The organism is Teichococcus aerophilus (assembly GCF_014490485.1).
GTDB lineage: Bacteria > Pseudomonadota > Alphaproteobacteria > Acetobacterales > Acetobacteraceae > Pseudoroseomonas > Pseudoroseomonas aerophila.
This window is the reverse complement of the sequence record NZ_JACTVA010000076.1, coordinates 1-17199: the sequence shown is the minus strand read 5'-3', so window position 1 is coordinate 17199 and position 17199 is coordinate 1. Positions and strand designations below refer to the sequence as shown.

14 protein-coding genes and 1 riboswitch are annotated in these 17199 nt (G+C 70.2%); of the genes, 11 read left to right on the top strand and 3 right to left on the bottom strand.

All coding sequences use genetic code 11. From position 1 onward, the window contains the following. The 6 genes from IBL26_RS23670 to IBL26_RS23645 form a co-directional block, all read left to right on the top strand. The coding region (locus IBL26_RS23670) for a PD-(D/E)XK nuclease family protein (RefSeq protein ID WP_187786981.1) at positions 1-915 on the top strand (915 nt) is incomplete at its 5' end. Between the two features lie 305 nt (positions 916-1220). Then, positions 1221-2195, top strand: coding sequence for an adenosylcobinamide-phosphate synthase CbiB (gene cbiB, locus IBL26_RS23665; RefSeq protein WP_187786980.1), 975 nt, complete (start codon positions 1221-1223; stop codon positions 2193-2195). Between the two features lie 523 nt (positions 2196-2718). Continuing rightward, complete coding sequence (locus tag IBL26_RS23660; protein WP_187786979.1) at positions 2719-3780, top strand: ABC transporter ATP-binding protein; 1062 nt, start codon at positions 2719-2721, stop codon at positions 3778-3780. Positions 3781-3831: 51 nt separating this feature from the next. Further along, a complete protein-coding gene (locus tag IBL26_RS23655) occupies positions 3832-5160 on the top strand; it encodes an ABC transporter substrate-binding protein (protein ID WP_187786978.1) in 1329 nt (442 codons plus the stop codon). 54 nt (positions 5161-5214) lie between these two features. Further along, complete coding sequence (locus tag IBL26_RS23650; RefSeq protein ID WP_187786977.1) at positions 5215-6177, top strand: carbohydrate ABC transporter permease; 963 nt, start codon at positions 5215-5217, stop codon at positions 6175-6177. After that, positions 6170-7048, top strand: coding sequence for a carbohydrate ABC transporter permease (locus tag IBL26_RS23645; RefSeq protein ID WP_187786976.1), 879 nt, complete (start codon positions 6170-6172; stop codon positions 7046-7048). The genes IBL26_RS23650 and IBL26_RS23645 overlap by 8 nt, the downstream gene beginning before the upstream one ends. 561 nt (positions 7049-7609) lie before the next feature. Here IBL26_RS23645 and IBL26_RS23640 read toward each other — a convergent pair. From IBL26_RS23640 to cobU, 3 genes are read right to left on the bottom strand one after another with little or no spacing between them, the layout of a single operon-like run. After that, on the bottom strand, positions 7610-9070 hold the full coding sequence (locus IBL26_RS23640) for a cobyric acid synthase (RefSeq protein ID WP_187786975.1): 1461 nt from the start codon (positions 9068-9070) through the stop codon (positions 7610-7612). Between the two features lie 13 nt (positions 9071-9083). Then, a complete protein-coding gene (gene cobO, locus IBL26_RS23635; protein ID WP_187786974.1) occupies positions 9084-9701 on the bottom strand; it encodes a cob(I)yrinic acid a,c-diamide adenosyltransferase in 618 nt (205 codons plus the stop codon). Then, positions 9698-10210 (bottom strand): bifunctional adenosylcobinamide kinase/adenosylcobinamide-phosphate guanylyltransferase, encoded by a 513-nt coding sequence (gene cobU, locus IBL26_RS23630; protein ID WP_187786973.1) that lies wholly within the window; start codon positions 10208-10210, stop codon positions 9698-9700. Before cobU ends, cobO begins: the two co-directional genes overlap by 4 nt. Positions 10211-10389: 179 nt before the next feature. Here cobU and IBL26_RS23625 point away from each other — a divergent pair, with 179 nt between their 5' ends. From IBL26_RS23625 to IBL26_RS23605, 5 genes are all read left to right on the top strand, one after another. Beyond that, positions 10390-10629 carry a DUF3297 family protein gene (locus IBL26_RS23625; RefSeq protein WP_187786972.1) on the top strand — a complete coding sequence of 80 codons (240 nt, stop codon included), beginning with the start codon at positions 10390-10392 and terminating at the stop codon, positions 10627-10629. A gap of 470 nt (positions 10630-11099) precedes the next feature. Continuing rightward, a riboswitch (cobalamin riboswitch) is annotated at positions 11100-11292 on the top strand. Positions 11293-11421: 129 nt separating this feature from the next. Beyond that, positions 11422-11823 carry a DUF1636 family protein gene (locus tag IBL26_RS23620; protein WP_367615498.1) on the top strand — a complete coding sequence of 134 codons (402 nt, stop codon included), beginning with the start codon at positions 11422-11424 and terminating at the stop codon, positions 11821-11823. Beyond that, positions 11820-12857: a cobalamin biosynthesis protein CobW gene (gene cobW, locus IBL26_RS23615; protein WP_187786971.1), complete on the top strand. Its 1038-nt coding sequence runs from the start codon at positions 11820-11822 to the stop codon at positions 12855-12857. The genes IBL26_RS23620 and cobW overlap by 4 nt, the downstream gene beginning before the upstream one ends. 6 nt (positions 12858-12863) lie before the next feature. Then, positions 12864-16196, top strand: coding sequence for a cobaltochelatase subunit CobN (cobN, locus tag IBL26_RS23610; RefSeq protein ID WP_187786970.1), 3333 nt, complete (start codon positions 12864-12866; stop codon positions 16194-16196). After that, positions 16193-17199 (top strand): precorrin-3B synthase (locus IBL26_RS23605; RefSeq protein ID WP_187786969.1); only part of this gene is annotated, 1007 nt, incomplete at its 3' end. The genes cobN and IBL26_RS23605, both read left to right, overlap by 4 nt.

Sequence of the window (17199 nt, the reverse complement as noted above, 5' to 3'; positions counted from 1 at the left end):
CCCGCCCTGGGCTGGGCCGCCGCGCTGGACGTGCCGGCGGAGGTGCGCCCCTGCCCGCGCCCCGCCCCGGCCCCGCCGCCGGAAGCCCGGCCGCGCGAGATCAGCGTCACCGAAGTCGCCGGGCTGATGGCAGACCCGTATGGCTATTACGCCCGGCGGGTGCTGCGCCTGTCGCCGTTCGACCCGCTGGATGCCGAGGTCGGCGCCAGCGACTACGGCAACCTGGTGCATGAGACGATGGCCGACTGGACCCGCCGCCTGGGCGCCGAGCCCTGGCCCGGGGAGGCGGAGGCCCGCGCCTGGTTCGACGACGCGGCCGAGAAGGCGCTGGCGCAGGCCGCCGCCCGCCCCGGCCTGCTGGCCTTCTGGCGGCCGCGCCTGGCGCGGATCGGCGATTTCGTCGTGGCGCAGGAAGCCGCGGTGGCCAGCACCCACCGCATCATGGCCCGCCATGCCGAGGTGAAGGGCGGCCTCAGCCTGGCTGGCGGCCTGTCGCTGAAGGTGCGCGCCGACCGGATCGACCGGCTGGCCGACCGCAGCCTCTCGATCATCGACTACAAGACCGGCACGCCGCCGACCAATGCCGAGGTGGCCGATGGCCGCGCGCCGCAGCTGCCGCTGGAAGCCGCCATCGCCGCGGTGGGCGGGTTCGAGGGGATCGAGCCGGAGCATGTCTCCGCCCTGACCTATTGGCGGCTGACCGGTGGCAGCACGGCGGGCGAGGTGCGCCCGGTGAAGGGCGACCCCGCCGCCCTGGCCGCCGATGCGCGCGACAATACCGAGGCGCTGCTGCAAGGCTTCCTGCTGGGCACCCGCCGCTTCATGGCGCGGCCCCACCCGCGCCGTAAGCCCGTCCGCAACGATTACGACCATCTGGCGCGGGTGGCGGAGTGGGGGAGCGAGGAAGGGGAGTAAGGCCTGCTTGCGCCGGGGCCGGAGGGGGCTTGGCCCCCTCTGGACGCCCCCCGGGGTGGAAAGTCCACCCCGGACCCCGCTGGCAGCCTTTTGGGGGGGGCTTGGTGCCAGGGCGTTATGCGGGTTGGTGGTGCCTTCCCGGGATTTTTAAAGGCACGCAGGCTGGGGCCTTAGTCGTGAAGCGTCGTGGCCCTCGGCGTGACACTGATTTCTGAAAACTGATGGCGGGGTCTGGGGTGACCCTGTCACCCCAGCGGGGGCCCGGGGGCAGCGCCCCCGGTAGCGCGCCAACACCGAACGGAACGATGCAGACCCATTTCCTCCTGATCACCACGGGCGCTTTGCTGATCGAAGCCCTGGTCGGCTACCCCAGGCCGCTCTACCGCCTCATCCGCCACCCCGTCGTCTGGTTCGGTGCCCTGATCGGCTGGCTGGACCGCCGGCTGAACCGGGACGGGCAATCCTTTGCCCGGCGGCGGGCCATGGGCATCCTGGCCCTGTTGCTGTTGCTGCTAGCCACGGTGCTACCGGCCCTGGCGATGCAGGAGGCGCTGCTGCGCCTGCACTGGGCCGGAATTGGGCTGCTGGCGCTGCTGGCCGCCACCCTGCCGGCCCAGCGCAGCCTGCACGAGCATGTCGCCGCCGTGGCGGATGGGTTGGAGGAACGGGGGCTGGAAGGTGGCCGTGCCGCCGTCGCCATGATCGTCGGCCGCAATCCGGAGAGCCTGGACGAGGCCGGCGTGGTCCGCGCCGCGACGGAGAGCCTGGCGGAGAACTTCTCCGACGGCATCGTCGCCCCCGCGCTGTGGTGCGCCGTGGGCGGCCTGCCGGGTGCGGTGTTCTACAAGGCGGTGAACACGGCGGACAGCATGGTAGGGCACCGCTCCGCCCGCCACGCCGCCTATGGCTGGGCTTCGGCGCGGCTGGACGACGTGGTGAACCTGCCGGCCTCCCGCCTCGCGGCGTTGTGGATCATCCTGGCGGCCAGCCTGACGCCGGGGGCCGATGTCGGCGGCGCCATGCGGGCCGTGTGGCGGGATGCCCGCCACCACCGGTCCCCCAATGCCGGCTGGCCGGAAGCGGCCATGGCCGGCGCCCTGGGGCTGCGGCTGGCCGGGCCGCGCATCTATGGCGACCAACGTGTGGACGATGGCTGGATGGGCGACGGCCGTGCCGAGGCAACGCCGGCCGACCTGCGCCGCGCGCTGTCCCTCTACCGCCTCGCCTGCCGGCTGCAACTGGTGGCGGTAGCGTGGGGGGCGGCGCTGCTGCTGGGCTGATGGGTGTTGGGGACGCGGCGAGGAAGGCTGGGGAAAGAATTCCCCAGGCCCCACCTTTTTTCTTCGGGTTTGGCGTGGCGCTGCAGGAATCAGAGCGGGCGCTGCTTGATTTTAACAATGGGCCGCGCGGGCTGAATCCTCAGTCGCCGGAGGTCCTGGACCTCCGGCGCAACCAGCCGTCTCTCAGGACCACGCCCTCAGTAACCAAACCCGCAAAGACTCGAAAAAGAAAAGAAGGGGCCCGGGGAATTCCTTCCCCGGCCTTCCTCTAACCTCCAAGCAGGCGCCCCGCCCTTGAAGACACGGCCCGGACCGTTCTCTGAGGCACCACCACCCGGAAGGCCTGCTGGCCGAGACGGGCCGGTATCCGCCGCCCCGGCCGGCGAGAGGGCTGTTGCCATCTCATACCAGGAATGCATAGGCTTCCTGACGAGGCCCGGATGAAACGGGGCCCGCAGGGGAGTCCAGAAAGATGCGCCAAAGCGCAAACGGGTCCGCGCGCCCGCATGGTGCCGGCTGAACGATGGCGACAGTCGATATCCGTGACGTCCGCAAGAATTTCGGTAGCACCGCCATCCTTCATGGCGTGAGCGTTGGCATTGAGGATGGCGAGTTCGTCGTGCTGGTCGGGCCATCCGGCTGCGGCAAGTCCACCTTGCTGCGCATGATCGCCGGGCTGGAGAATATCACCGGCGGCCAGGTGTCGATCGGCGACCGCGTGGTGAACGACGTCCCGCCGAAGGACCGGGACATCGCCATGGTGTTCCAGAACTACGCGCTCTATCCGCACATGACGGTGCGGGACAACATGGCCTTCTCCATGACGCTGGCGAAGGCGCCGAAGGAGGTCATCGAGACCGAGGTGACGCGCGCCGCGCGCATCCTGGGGTTAGAGAAGTTGCTGGACCGCTTCCCGCGCCAGCTTTCCGGCGGCCAGCGGCAGCGCGTGGCCATGGGCCGCGCCATCGTCCGCCACCCGCAGGTGTTCCTGTTCGATGAGCCGCTGTCCAACCTCGATGCCAAGCTGCGCGTGCAGATGCGGGCCGAGATCAAGGACCTGCACCAGCGGCTGAAGACCACCACCATCTACGTGACGCACGACCAGATCGAGGCCATGACCATGGCCGACAAGATCGTGGTCATGCATGGCGGGCACGTCGAGCAGATCGGCGCGCCGCTGGAGCTGTATGACCGGCCGGCCAATGCCTTCGTCGCCGGCTTCATCGGCTCCCCGGCCATGAACCTGCTGCCGGGCACGGTGCAGGGCGGCGCCTTCCAGCCGGATGGCGGCGGCGCGCGCTGGCCGCTGCCCGCGGGTGCGCAGGCGACCGAGGGGCTGCGCGTCACCTACGGCTTCCGGCCGGAGCACCTGCGCCTGGCGCCGGACGGCCTGCCGCTGACCATCACGCTGATCGAGCCCACGGGGTCCGAGACGCAGGTGACCGGCCGCAGCGGCGAGGCGCTGGTGGTGGGCGCCTTCCGCGAGCGCATCACGGCCCGGGTGGGGGAGGCGATCCATGTCCTGCCCGACACGGCCCAGGCGCATCTGTTCCACGGGGAGACGGGCAAGCGCCTGAACGCGTGACACAAGGAGGGCGCAGATAAAAACCAGCGCCCCACAAGGAGGATGACAAGAATGTATGACCTGACCCGCCGTGGAGCCCTCTCCATCGGTGCCGGCGCGCTGGCCGCGGGCATGCTGCCCGCCGGCCGCGCCCTTGCCACGATTCCCATGGCCAATGTGCAGCCGCCGCGCCAGCCGATTGAGAGCGGTGCGACGCTGCGCGTGCTGCGGCCGACCAAGTTCGTCGATGCGGACGAGACGATCTTCCGCGCCAATACCGCGAAGTTCACGCAGCAGACCGGTGTGCAGGTGCGCGTCGATTTCGCCGGCTGGGAGGATCTGCGGCCGCAGACGGCGGTGGCCGCCAATACCGGCGCCGGGCCGGACGTGGTGGTGGCCTGGGCGGACGACCCGCACATCTACGCCGATAAGGTGCTGGATATGACGGAACTGGCCACGTATCTCGGCCAGAAATATGGCGGCTGGCTGGCCCTGCCGCAGCGCTTCGGCAAGAAGTGGGGCACGGACCAGTGGATCGCGCTGCCGATGGGCGGCTCCGGCGGCCCCTGCGTCTACCGCATCTCCTGGCTGAAGGAAGCGGGCTTCGACAGCCTGCCGACGGATCATGCCGGCTTCCTGCGTGCGTGCCAGGCGCTGAAGAAGAACGGCCACCCGGCGGGCTTCGCGCTGGGCAACGCGGTCGGCGACGGCAACGCCTTCTGCAACTGGCTGCTGTGGAGCCATGGCGGCATGGTGGTGGACGAGGCCGGCAAGGTTGCCATCAACAGCGCCGAGACGTTGAACGCGCTGAAGTATTCCAAGGAACTGTACCAGACCTTCATCCCCGGCACGCTTTCCTGGGGTGACGTCAACAACAACCGCGCCTATGCGGCGGGCGAGATCGGGCTGACGCAGAACGGCGTCTCCATGTACTTCTCGCTGAAGAACGACCCGAAGACCGCCGCCATTGCCGAGGATACCGGCATGGCCCGCATGCCGCTGGCCCCCGGCGGCAAGATGGCGGAGAACGTGCTGCTGCTGAACGCGCTGGCGTTCAAGCACACCCGCTACCCCAACGCCGCCAAGGAATACCTGCGCTTCATGATGGAGGCGGAGCAGTACGACCCCTGGCTGGTCGGGTGCGGCGGCTACTGGGCGCACCCGCTGGCCGCCTATGCGGAGAGCGAGGTGTGGAAGGGCGACCCGAAGCTGGCCGTGTACCGGGATACCAACACGGTGGAGTTCTGGTCCGGCTACAAGGGCCCGATCAGCCAGGCCTCCGGCTCCGTCGCCGCCGACTACGTGGTGGTGCAGATGTTCGCCGCCGCGGCTTCAGGCCAGTCGACGCCCGAGGAAGCGGTGCGTGAGGCCGAGCGCCGCGCCCGCCGCTACTATCGCTGACGCCAAGGCGACCACGGGGGAAACCCCGTGGCTAGCCTGGAGGAATCCTGATCCATGTCCGTGACCACTGGACCCGTGACCAACTGGCGGCGCCCGCAGGTGCAGCAGGGATGGCTGGCGCGTCTGTTCGATTCCAAGATCTTCCTGATCATCGCCTGCCTGACGCCGGCCATGGGGTTGCTGGTGGTCTTCCTGACCTACCCCCTCGGCCTCGGCATCTGGCTAGCCTTCACCGATACGCATATCGGCCGCGGCGGCGTGTTCATCGGGTTCGAGAACTTCGAATCCCTCTGGTACGACCGCGTCTTCTGGGGGGCGGTGTTCTACACCGTATTCTACACCGGGGTGGCGACGGCGCTGAAATTCGCCCTCGGCCTGTGGCTGGCGCTGCTGCTGAACGAGAACCTGCCGTTCAAGTCGCTGCTGCGCGCCATCATCCTGCTGCCCTGGATCGTGCCGACCGTGCTCTCCGCCATTGCCTTCTGGTGGATCTTCGACGCGCAGTTCTCGATCATCTCCTACGTGCTGGTCGATAAGCTGGGGCTGCTGGACCATTACATCGACTTCCTGGGCACGCCCTGGGCGGCGCGCTGGTCCCTCGTTTTCGCCAATGTCTGGCGCGGCATTCCCTTCGTTGCCATCAGCCTGCTGGCAGGCCTGCAAACCATCTCGCCCTCGCTCTACGAGGCGGCGTTGCTGGATGGCGCATCCTCCTGGCAGCGGTTCCGGCGCATCACCGCGCCGCTGCTGATGCCGATCCTGGCGGTGGTGCTCACCTTCTCGGTGCTGTTCACCTTCACGGACTTCCAGCTGGTCTACGCCATCACACGCGGCGGGCCGATCAACTCCACCCACCTGATGGCGACGCTGGCCTTCCAGCGCGGCATCCCCGGCGGCCAGCTGGGCGAGGGCGCGGCCATCGCCGTCTCGATGATCCCGTTCCTGATCCTGGCCACGCTGTTCAGCTATTTTGCCCTCGCCCGGCGCAAGTGGCAGCAGGGAGGCGACGATGAGTAAGGCCGACACCGCGGACGAAGGGGCCGCCCTCTCCTGGCAGTCCAAGCAACGGCGGGTCGTCACGGTCTACGTGCCGCTGATCTGCTTCGTCATCATCCTGCTGTTTCCGTTCTACTGGATGACCATCACGGCGATCAAACCGAACGCCGAGATGTTCGACTACAAGACCTACAGCCCGTTCTGGGTGGTCAGCCCGACGCTCGCCAACATCAACAAGCTGCTGTTCGAGACCAGCTACCCACGCTGGTTGTTCAACACCATGCTGATCGCGGTCTGCGCCACGGTGATCTCGCTGGTCGCCTCGGTGCTGGCGGCCTACGCCATCCAGCGGCTGCGCTTCAAGGGATCGGCCTATGTCGGGCTGGCGATCTATATCGCCTACCTGGTGCCGCCTTCCATCCTGTTCATCCCGCTGGCCAGCATGGTCTTCAAGCTGGGGCTGTTCGACAGCCCCTTCGCGCTGATCCTGACCTACCCGACCTTCCTGATCCCGTTCTGCACCTGGCTGCTGATCGGTTACTTCAAGTCCATTCCCTACGAGCTGGAGGAATGCGCCCTCATCGACGGCGCATCCCGCCTGCAGATCCTGCGCCGGATCACGCTGCCCCTGGCCGTTCCCGGCCTGATCAGCGCCGGCATCTTCTCCTTCACGCTCTCCTGGAATGAATTCATCTACGCCCTGGCCTTCATCTCCTCCTCGGAGAACAAGACCGTTCCTGTCGCCATCCTGACGGAACTGGTTCAGGGCGACGTATACCAGTGGGGCTCGCTGATGGCCGGCTCCCTGCTCGGGTCGCTGCCCGTGGCGATTTTCTACTCGTTCTTCGTGGACTATTACGTGTCGTCGCTCACGGGGGCGGTGAAGGAATAAAGGTGAGGCCGGGGGAAGGAATTCCCCCGGACCCCCATCTTTGTTCTGCGGGTTTGGTTGGGCTTTGAGGGTTGGGAGGGGTCGCCTGGGGGCGGCCCCTTTTTTGTGAATGCACATGGCTGCGCTGTTGGGCCGGCTGTCACGAGGCCCATTGGCATTCATTTGAGCAGGAAGGCTTGGGAAAGAATTCCCCATGCCCCTTCTTTCTTTTGTGAGTTTTACGGGCTTGGCTGATGCGGCGTCAGCCCCTTGGCTCCGGCTTCAGGCTTTGTCGCCTTTGAATGTCATAATGGCTTCGCCTGCCAGTCTTGATGCCAAGACACAGGAGAATTGAATCAGGCGGGAGGTTCGATCAAAGAACCTCATCCCCTCACCTTCCTGCGTCAGTCTGAGGGTCGATCCGCCTGCGCATAAGGCTTGACCGAAAGCTTCACTTACTGTCAGCCAGTTTACTCATCCGGCCAGGGCCAAGAAGCCTTTCTTTCCCCACAGCCACCAAACTCGAAAAAAGAAGATGGGGGTTTGGGGGAATTCTTTCCCCCAACCTTCCCTCCCCTCTCGTCACCGGGCCAGAGCAATCAACGCATCCACATCCACATGCTGTTCCAGATGCGCCGCCAGTGCGTCCAGCGTCGCTTCCACCTCCGCATCGTGGCTGCGCGGGGCGGCGGTGGTGCCGAGGCGGGCGAGCCAGGCGGCGCGCTGGGCGTCGTGGCCGAACAGGCCGTGGGCGTAGGTGCCCACCACGCGGCCGTCGGCGGAGGATGCGCCATCCGGCCGGCCGTCACCCAGGCGCAGCACGGGGCGCGCCGTGTCGGGGCCGGTTGTGGTGCCGATATGCATCTCGTAGCCCGCGAAGGCCACGCCGTCGGCAATGCTCTCGCCGCGCACGGCTTCCAGGCGCTTGCTGCCGGAGAGGATGGTGTCGACCGCCAGCAGCCCCAGGCCACGCACCTCGCCCGGCGGGCCTTCGCTGCCATCCGGGTCGGCGATGCGCCGGCCCAGCATCTGGTAGCCGCCGCAGAGGCCGAGGATGGCGCCGCCGCGCCGCCGGTGGGCCAGGATGTCGATATCCCAGCCTTCCTGCCGCAGCGCCGCCAGGTCGGCGATCGTGGCCTTGGAGCCGGGGAGGATGACGAGCGCGGCCTCGGCCGGGATGGGCTGGCCGGGGCGCAGCAGCAGCAGTTCGATCCCGGGTTCGGCGGCCAGGGGGTCGAGGTCGTCGAAATTGGAGATGCGGGGCAGCAGCGGCACGGCGATGCAGGGCTTGCCGGGGCGGCGTTCCGGCCGGGCGTCCAGCAGGTCCTGCGCATCCTCGGCCGGCAGGCGGCGGGCATCCTGGAAGAAGGGCACGAGGCCGAGGGCAGACCAGCCGGTCAGGCGGGCGATCTCCGCCATGCCATCGGCAAACAGGGAAAGGTCGCCGCGCATGCGGTTGACGATGAAGCCCTGGATCATGGCGCGGTCAGCCGCCGCCACCACGGTATGGGTGCCGACGAGGCTGGCGATGACGCCGCCGCGGTCGATATCCCCCACCAGCACCACGGGCACGCCGGCGGCGCGGGCGAAGCCCATATTGGCGATGTCGCCGGTGCGCAGGTTGACCTCGCTGGCGCTGCCGGCGCCTTCCACCAGCACGATGTCGGCTTCATCGCGCATCCGCGCGAAGCTCTCCAGCACGAAGGGCAGCAGGGAGGGCTTCATCGCCTGGTACTCGCGCGCCCGGGCCGTGGCGTGTACGCGGCCCTGCACCACCACCTGGGCCCCGGTCTCGCTCTGCGGCTTCAGCAGCACCGGGTTCATGTGCACGCTGGGGGCCACGCGGGCGGCGCGCGCCTGCAGCGCCTGCGCGCGGCCGATCTCCCCGCCATCGGGCGTGACGGCGGCGTTGTTGGACATGTTCTGCGGCTTGAACGGGCGTACCCTCAGGCCACGCAACGTCAGCGCCCGCGCCAGCCCGGCCACCAGCATGGACTTGCCGACGCTGCTGCCGGTGCCTTGCAGCATCAGCGCCCTGGTCATGCGGCGGGAGCCATCAGAACTCGATGCCTTCCTGTGCCTTTACCCCGGCCGAGAAGTGATGTTTTACGAGTTTCATCTCGGTCACCAGGTCGGCGGCCTCGACCAGCGCGGGGGGGGCATTGCGGCCGGTCACCACCACATGCAGGGTGGCCGGGCGGGCCACCAGCGCGGCCACCACCTCCTCCACCGGCAGGTAGTCGTAGCGCAGGGCGATGCACAACTCGTCCAGCACCAGCAGGCCGAGGCCCGGGCGGGCCATCAGCTCCAGCACCTTCTCCCACGCCCGGCGGGCGGCGGCGACGTCGCGGTCCCGGTCCTGGGTCTCCCAGGTGAAGCCCTCGCCCATGCTGTGCCATTCCAGGCCGGGCCAAGGAGGAACAGACAATGCTTCCAGCGGGCCGCGCTCGCCCGTGCTCCAGGCGCCTTTGATGAACTGCACCACGCCCACGGGCCTGCCGCGCCCCAGCATCCGCAGCGCCAGGCCGAAGGCGGCGGTGGACTTGCCCTTGCCGCTGCCGGTGTGGACCATCAGCAGGCCCTTCTCAACCGTCTTGCCGGCGACCTCGGCATCCTGCACCGCCTTGCGCTTCTGCATCTTCTCCCGGTGGCGGGCGGCATCGTCCTCGGTCACGGCACGTCTCCCTTCAGGGCCAGCGGCAGGCCGGCGGCGATGAAATGGACCCGCCCGGCCAGCCGCGCCATCCGCTGGTTCAGCAGCCCCGCCTTGTCGCGGAAGGCACGGGCCAGGGCGTTCTCCGGCACGATGCCCAGCCCGACCTCGTTGGCCACCAGCACGGTCGGCGCTTCGCGGGCCGTCAGGGCGGCCTCCAGCGCCAGGGTCGCGGCTTCCACGTCGTGTGCGCCCAGCATCAGGTTGGTCAGCCACAGCGTCAGGCAATCCACCAGCGCCGGGCGGTGGCCCGCCGCGGCCAGCGCCGCCGGCAGGTCCAGCGGGGCGTCGATCGTGTGCCAGCCGGCATCCCGCCGGGTGCGGTGCTCGGCGATGCGGGCGCGCATCTCGTCGTCCCAGGCCTCGGCGGTGGCCAGGTAGGCCCAGGGGGCGGGGTGGCGGGCCAGCAGGGCCTCGGCATGGCGGGATTTGCCGGATCGCGCGCCGCCCAGCACCAAAGTCAGGTTCATGGCGGCCAGACCTAAAGCATGCAGGCCGCCGACAGAAGCGGTGTTCGCGCGTCCGGTTTCCCCCGGGGTTGCATGACCCACGCCCCCGGCCAGGGCCGCCTTCGGCGACCGCGCTCTAGCGCAACGCCCGCCCGGCTGGCTATCACCCGCGCAGACCCCGACCTCAGGAGGCCCACGCCATGTCCGATACCCCGCCCGACCGCCTCTCCAACGACCCCGCCAGCCCGTTCTACGACGAGAAGCTGCTGGAACGCGGGATCGGCATCCGCTTCAAGGGCGTCGAGAAGACCAATGTCGAGGAATACTGCGTCAGCGAAGGCTGGGTGCGCCTGGCCGTCGGCAAGGGCGTGGACCGCAAGGGCCGCCCGCTGACCATGAAGGTGACCGGGACGGTGGAGCCGTATTTCCGCGAGGCTTGAGAGCGGGCGCGTGCCAGGGGCTCTGCCCCTGGACCAAGCTGGGGTGACACTGTCACCCCAGACCCCGCCATTCGTTGAAGCGATGACGTGACTGTTTCGGAAGCCTGCTGGCTGAGGGCTCGGTTGGAGTTTTTCGTGCCAGCATGGAGGCGGCACAGGCCCAATGCCGGACATTGAGCCAAACCTCCGACAAAGCTGGCGCGGAGAGGGCGACCCGCCTGACCCAGCAGACTTCTGGGTCAGTCTCTCAGACCGGGTGCGCTAAGGGTCCATGACCCTCGGCGACTGAAGCCGCAGCCCGGACGGCCTTTAGAAAATCTTAAGGGCTCCTGCGCCCAGCATGCCCCCTTGAGTACCACGGCCCAAAAACAATCAGCGGGGTCCGGGGTGGACTTTCCACCCCGGCGGGGGCCTGGGGGCAGCGTCCCCAGCCTTCGGCGTGATCGTTTGACTTCCACCCCACCCAAGCCTAACGAACCGCCCCAGATGGTCCTTCCGCGAGGAAGGTGAAAAGGGAACGCGGTGCCAAGGCCGCGGCTGCCCCCGCAACTGTAGGCGGAGAGCGACCCGCCGCTCAGGCCACTGGGGTACACACACCCGGGAAGGCCGGCGGGGCGTGTTTGATCCGTGAGCCAGGAGACCTGCCATCGCCCAGAGATCGTGCCGCCGGGCGGGGTGCCCCGGATGGCGGAAGCGCGCGGGCGGTGGCCGCCGGTGCGTGGACCCGTGCCTGGCTGTGTGCCGGGCCCGGGCGGTCGGCACCTCGCGCGTGGTCGGACGAGGTGCGTCATCGTGGAAATCGTGGGCGGGGCGGCGAAGCCCGAGCTGCATGTCTGCATCACCTGCCGCATTGGGCGGGATCTGGTGCCGGGCGAGGATTGCGCCGGCCGCCGGCTGCATGATGCCGTGGCAGCGCGGCTTGCCGCCCACCCGGCGCCCCCGGTGGCGCTGCGGGAAGTGACATGCTTCTCCGCCTGCCAGCGTGGCTGCGCCATCGCCATCAGCGCGCCGGGCAAATGGACCTACCTGCTGGGCGGGCTGGAAGCCGGGCTGGCGGAGGACCTGCTGGCCTACGGTGCCACCTATGCCGCCAGCGCCAGCGGGGCGGTGTTGCCCTCCCGCCGGCCGGAATCGTTGCGCTCGGCCGTCATTGGCCGCATCCCTTCCTTTGTTCCGCAGGAGCCGTCCGCATGAGCAGCACGTTCGACAAGGTGCCCGCCACCATCATCACCGGCTTTCTCGGCGCGGGTAAGACCACGCTGGTGCGGCAGGTAATGGCGCAGGCGCAGGGCCGCCGCATCGCCATCATCGTCAACGAGTTCGGCGCGCTGGGCATCGATGGCGAGGTGCTGAAGAGCTGCGGCATCCCCGGCTGCGAGGACGAAAACATCGTCGAACTGGCCAATGGTTGTATCTGCTGCACGGTGGCGGAGGACTTCATCCCGACCATGCAGGCCCTGCTGGACCGCCCCAACCCGCCCGAGCACATCCTGATCGAGACATCCGGGCTGGCGCTGCCCAAGCCACTGATCAAGGCCTTCAACTGGCCCGCCATCCGCTCCCGCGTCACGGTGGATGGGGTGGTGACGGTGGTGGACGGCCCCGCCGTCGCCGATGGCCGCTTCGCCGACGATCCGGCGGAGGTGGAGCGCCAGCGGCAGGAGGACCCCAACCTCGACCACGACAACCCCCTGGCCGAGGTCTACGAGGACCAGCTGAGCGCCGCCGACCTGGTGGTGCTGAACAAGGCGGACCTGCTGGACGAGGCGGCGATCGCCCGCCTGCGCGGCGAGATCGCCGCGCACCTGCCGCGTCAGGTGAAGGTGGTGGCGGCGCGGGAGGGCGCGCTGGACATCGCCGTGCTGCTGGGCCTGGGCGCGGCGGCGGAGAACGACCTGGCTGCCCGCCCGTCTCACCACGATGGCGCCGACGACCACGAGCACGACGATTTCGACAGCTTTGTTGTTCCCATGCCCGAGGTCGCGAGCGCCGATGCGCTGGTGGCGAGGCTCGCGGACGTGGCCGGCGCGTTCGACATCCTGCGCATGAAGGGCTTCGCCAGCGTGCCGGGCAAGCCGATGCGGCTGTCGGTGCAGGGCGTCGGCACCCGCTTCAGCCACCGCTTCGACCGCGCCTGGGCGCCGGGGGAGGCGCGGCAGGGCCAACTGGTCGTCATCGGCCAGACGGGGCTGGACAAGGCGGCGATTGCCGCCGCCATCGCCGGATAGCCGCCGATGCATCTGCTGCCGCGCGAGACCCTGACCCTGGACGCCGCCGAACAGGCGGTGGACCTCGGCCACGCGCCAGCGGATGTGGTGCTGCTGTCCTTCACCGACAGCGACCTCTCGGCCGCCGCCGCTGCCTGGGCGTCGCTGCTGGAGCCGCGCTTCAGCCTGCGGCTGGCCAGCCTGGCGCGGCTGCGTCACCCGATGTCGGTGGATCTGTACGCGGAGGAGGTGCTGGCACACTCCCGCTGCGTCATCATCCGCCTCCTGGGGGGGCTGGATTACTGGCGCTACGGCGCCGAGGAAATATCCGCCCTGTGCCGCCGGAAAGGCATCCCGCTGGCTTTGCTGCCCGGGGAAGCGCAGGCGGATGCGCGGCTGGCCGAACTCTCCACCATGCCGGCGGAGACTCTGGCGCGGCTGGAGCGCTGCTTTCGCCACGGTGGCGCCGGGCACCTGGCCACGGCGCTGCTGCTGGCGGCGGGGGAAGCCGGGCTGGCCACCGCCCCGGTGGCGGAGCCCGAGCCCCTGCCCGCCTTCGGCACGCATGATTTCGGCCTGCAGGCCAATGGCCCGGCGGCCGCCATCGTCTTCTACCGCTCCCACCTGCTGGCGGGGGACATCGCGCCGGTGCAGCAACTGGCGATGGCGCTGTCGGCACGTGGGCTGACGCCGCATGGCTTCTTCGCCGCCAGCCTGAAGGACGACTCGGCAGCGCGGTTCATCGCCGGAGCGCTGGCGGCGCTGCACCCGGCGGTGGTGCTGAACGCGACGGCGTTCTCCGCCCGGCGGCAGGACGCCTCGCCGCTGGATGCGGCGGGGGTGCCGGTGTTGCAGCTGATGCTCTCTGGCAGTTCGCATGCGGTCTGGGCGGCGTCCTCGCGCGGGCTGTCCCAGGCCGACCTGGCGATGCAAGTGGTGTTGCCGGAGCTGGATGGCCGGCTGCCCACCACCGCCATCGGCTTCAAGGCGGAGGAAGACCCCCTGCCCGGCCTGGATTTCCGGCCGACGCGGTTGCGGCCGGATCTCGGTGGCATCGCCCTGGCGGCGGACCGCGCGGCGGGCTGGGCGCGGCTGCGCGGTACGCCGGTATCGGCGCGGCGGGTGGCCATCCTGCTCTCCGACTATCCGGGCGCGATGGGCGACGGGCAGGTGGGGCACGCCGTCGGGCTGGATACCTTCGCCAGCCTGGAAGCGTTGCTGGCCGATCTGCGCGGCGCCGGCTACGCCACGGGCGCGGCGATGACGGCCCCGGCCCTGGCGGCCGCGCTGGCCGATGCGGCGCCCACGCCATTCCTGAGCTTGCAGGACTATACTGGATTGTTCGCCACGCTGCCGGCCAGCCTGCGCGACGCGGTGCAGGATGCCTGGGGCGCGCCGGAGGCCGACCCGGCCTGCACACGTCAGGGCTTCGCATTGCGCCACCTGCGGCTGGGCGCGCTGCTGCTGGCGGTGCAGCCGGACCGCGGCCGGGCGGCGGACAAGCGCGCCAGCTACCACGACCCGGCGCTGCCGCCGCGCCATGCCTACCTGGCCTTCTACCTGTGGCTGCGGCAGGGCTATGGCGCGCATGCGCTGCTGCACCTGGGCACGCATGGCACGCTGGAATGGCTGCCGGGCAAGGCTGCCGCCGTCTCCGCAGCCTGTGCGCCGGCCGCGCTCGCGCGTGGCTTGCCGGTGATCTATCCGTTCATCGTCAACAACCCGGGCGAGGCCGCCTTCGCCCGCCGGCGGCTGGGTGCCGTCACGCTCGGCCACCTGACGCCGCCGCTGAAAAGCGCCGGCCAGCACGGCGCCGCTGCGGAACTGGAACGGCTGATCGACGAATACGCCGCCGCCGATGGGCTGGATGCCCGCCGCACCGCCCTGCTGCGGCAGGACATCCTGCGGCGCGCGGAGGAGACCGGCCTGCTGGCCGAAAGCGCCATCCCCCCCGGCCTGCCGGAGGAGGAGACGCTGGCGAAACTCGACGCCTGGCTCTGCGATGTGAAGGACATGCAGATCCGCGAGGGGCTGCATATCCTGGGCCGCCCGCCAGCCGGGCGTGCGGCGCTGCTGGCGGCGCTGCAGGCCGCCAACCCCGGCGCGGCGGACCTGCCCGGCCGCCTGGATGCCTGCGCCGATGCGGAGCGCCACGCGGTACTGGCGGCGCTGGATGGCCGCTTCATCCAGCCCGGCCCGGCGGGTGCGCCGACGCGCGGCCGCGCGGACGTGCTGCCCACCGGCCGCAACCTCTACGCCATCGACCCGCGCGCCGTGCCCAGCCGTTCCGCCATGCTGCTGGCGGAGAAGGCGGCGGCCGAGCTGCTGCGCCGCCACCTGCAGGACCATGGCGAGTATCCCCGCAGCGTGGTGCTGGACCTCTGGGGCAGCACCACGCTGCGCACGGGGGGCGAGGACCTGGCGCTGGCGCTGCTGCTGCTCGGCGCCCGCCCGGTTTGGGACAGCGGCTCCGCCCGCGTCGGCGGTATCGAGGTACTGCCGCTGGCGCTGCTGGACCGCCCGCGCATCGACGTGACGCTGCGCATCTCCGGCCTGTTCCGCGACACTTTCGCTGACCAGATCGCGCTGTTCGACGAAGCGGTGCGCGCCATCGCGGGGCGGGAGGAGGCGGCGGACTGGAACCCGCTGGCCGCCGCCGCGCACGGGCTGCAGGGCGCGGCGCTGCGGCAGGCGACCACGCGGGTCTATGGCGCCGCGCCGGGCAGCTATGGCGCGGGGGATTCCCCTGTGTCGGACTGGAAGGAGGCCGGTCAGGCCTATCTGGACGGTTCCGCCGCCGCCTATGGTGCCGGGCTCGCCGGGCAGGCGGATGCGCCGGGCCTTGCCGCGCGCATCGCCGCCGCCGATGCGTTCCTGCACACCCAGGACCATGCCGAGACCGATCTGCTCGATAGCCCCGATTACGCCGCGCATGAGGGTGGTTTCGCCGCCGCCGCGCGGTTGCTGGGTGCCGAACCCGCCTTGTACCACATGGATACTTCCAACCCCGACGCACCGCGCAGCCGGGCGTTGGAGGAGGAGATCATCCGCGTGGTGCGCGCCCGCGCCGCCAACCCGGCCTGGATCGCGGGCATGATGCGGCATGGCTATTGCGGCGCGGCGGAGATCGCCCGGCCGCTGCACAGCCTGTGCGCCTTCGCCGCCACCCTGCCCTGCCGGCTGGACCGGCAGTTCGACCTGATCTTCGACGCCACGCTGGGCGATGCCGCCGTGCGCGCCTTCCTGGAACAGCAGAACCCGGCGGCGGCGGCGTCGCTGCGCGCGGCCTTCGCCGGCGCCCTGCGGCAGGATCTGTGGCGGCCCCGCCGCAACAGCATCAGCCAGGAACTGAGCGGATGACGGCCCCAGCCCCGTCTCCACGCGGCTGGTGCCCCAGCCTGCATGAGCCGATGCTCTCGGGCGACGGTCTGTTGCTGCGGGTGAAGCCGCACGCCGCGCGACTGACGGCGGCGGAGGCGCGCCTCATCGCCCACCAGGCGGCACGCCATGGCAATGGCACCATCGACCTGACGCAGCGCGGCAACCTGCAGCCGCGCGGCTTCTCCACCAATGGCGCCAGGATGTTCGCCGACGCCATGGTGGCCGCCGGGCTGGCGCGGGCGGAGCCGGGGGTGGAACGCGGGCGCAACCTGCTGGCGCCGCCGCTGCTGGGCGTGGATGCCGGCATCGCCCCTGGCACCGCGGCCCTGGTCGGCGCCCTGGCCGACGCGATGGCCACCTGGCCGTCGCTGCCGGCCAAGTTCGGCGTGGTGGTGGATGGCGGTGGCCTGCTGCCCCTGCTGACGGAGCGCGCCGACCTGCATCTGCGCTGCCTTGGCCCACAGGTCGACATCCGCCTGGGCGGCGGCGATGCCGTGGCCACCTGCGCGGCGGAGGATGCTGTCGGCGCCGCCACGCGGCTGGCGCGGCACTTCGCCACCCTGGCGCCGGCGCGCCGCATGCACCAGGCGGTGGCCCTGCAGGGCGCCGCGAGCATGATGGCCGCCGCCGGGCTGGTGGCGCGGCCCGATGCTAACCCCCTGCCTGCCCTGGCGCCCTGCGCGGTCGGCCCGCTGCCCGGGCCGGTGCTGGGTGTCGCGGCCCCCTTCGGCCAGCTCCAGGCCGCGCAACTGGCGGCTCTGGCGGAACTGGCGGAACGGCAGGGCGACGGCACGCTGCGCGTCAGCCCCTGGCGCGCCCTGCTGCTGCCCGGCGTAACGGATACGGCTGCGGCGGCGGCGCTGGGGATGATCGTCTCCCCCACCGATCCGCGCCTGCGCGTGCTGGCCTGCACCGGCGCGCCGGGCTGCGGCGCCGCGATGCTGGACACGCGCGCCGCGGCGGCCTGGCTGGCGCCGCGCCT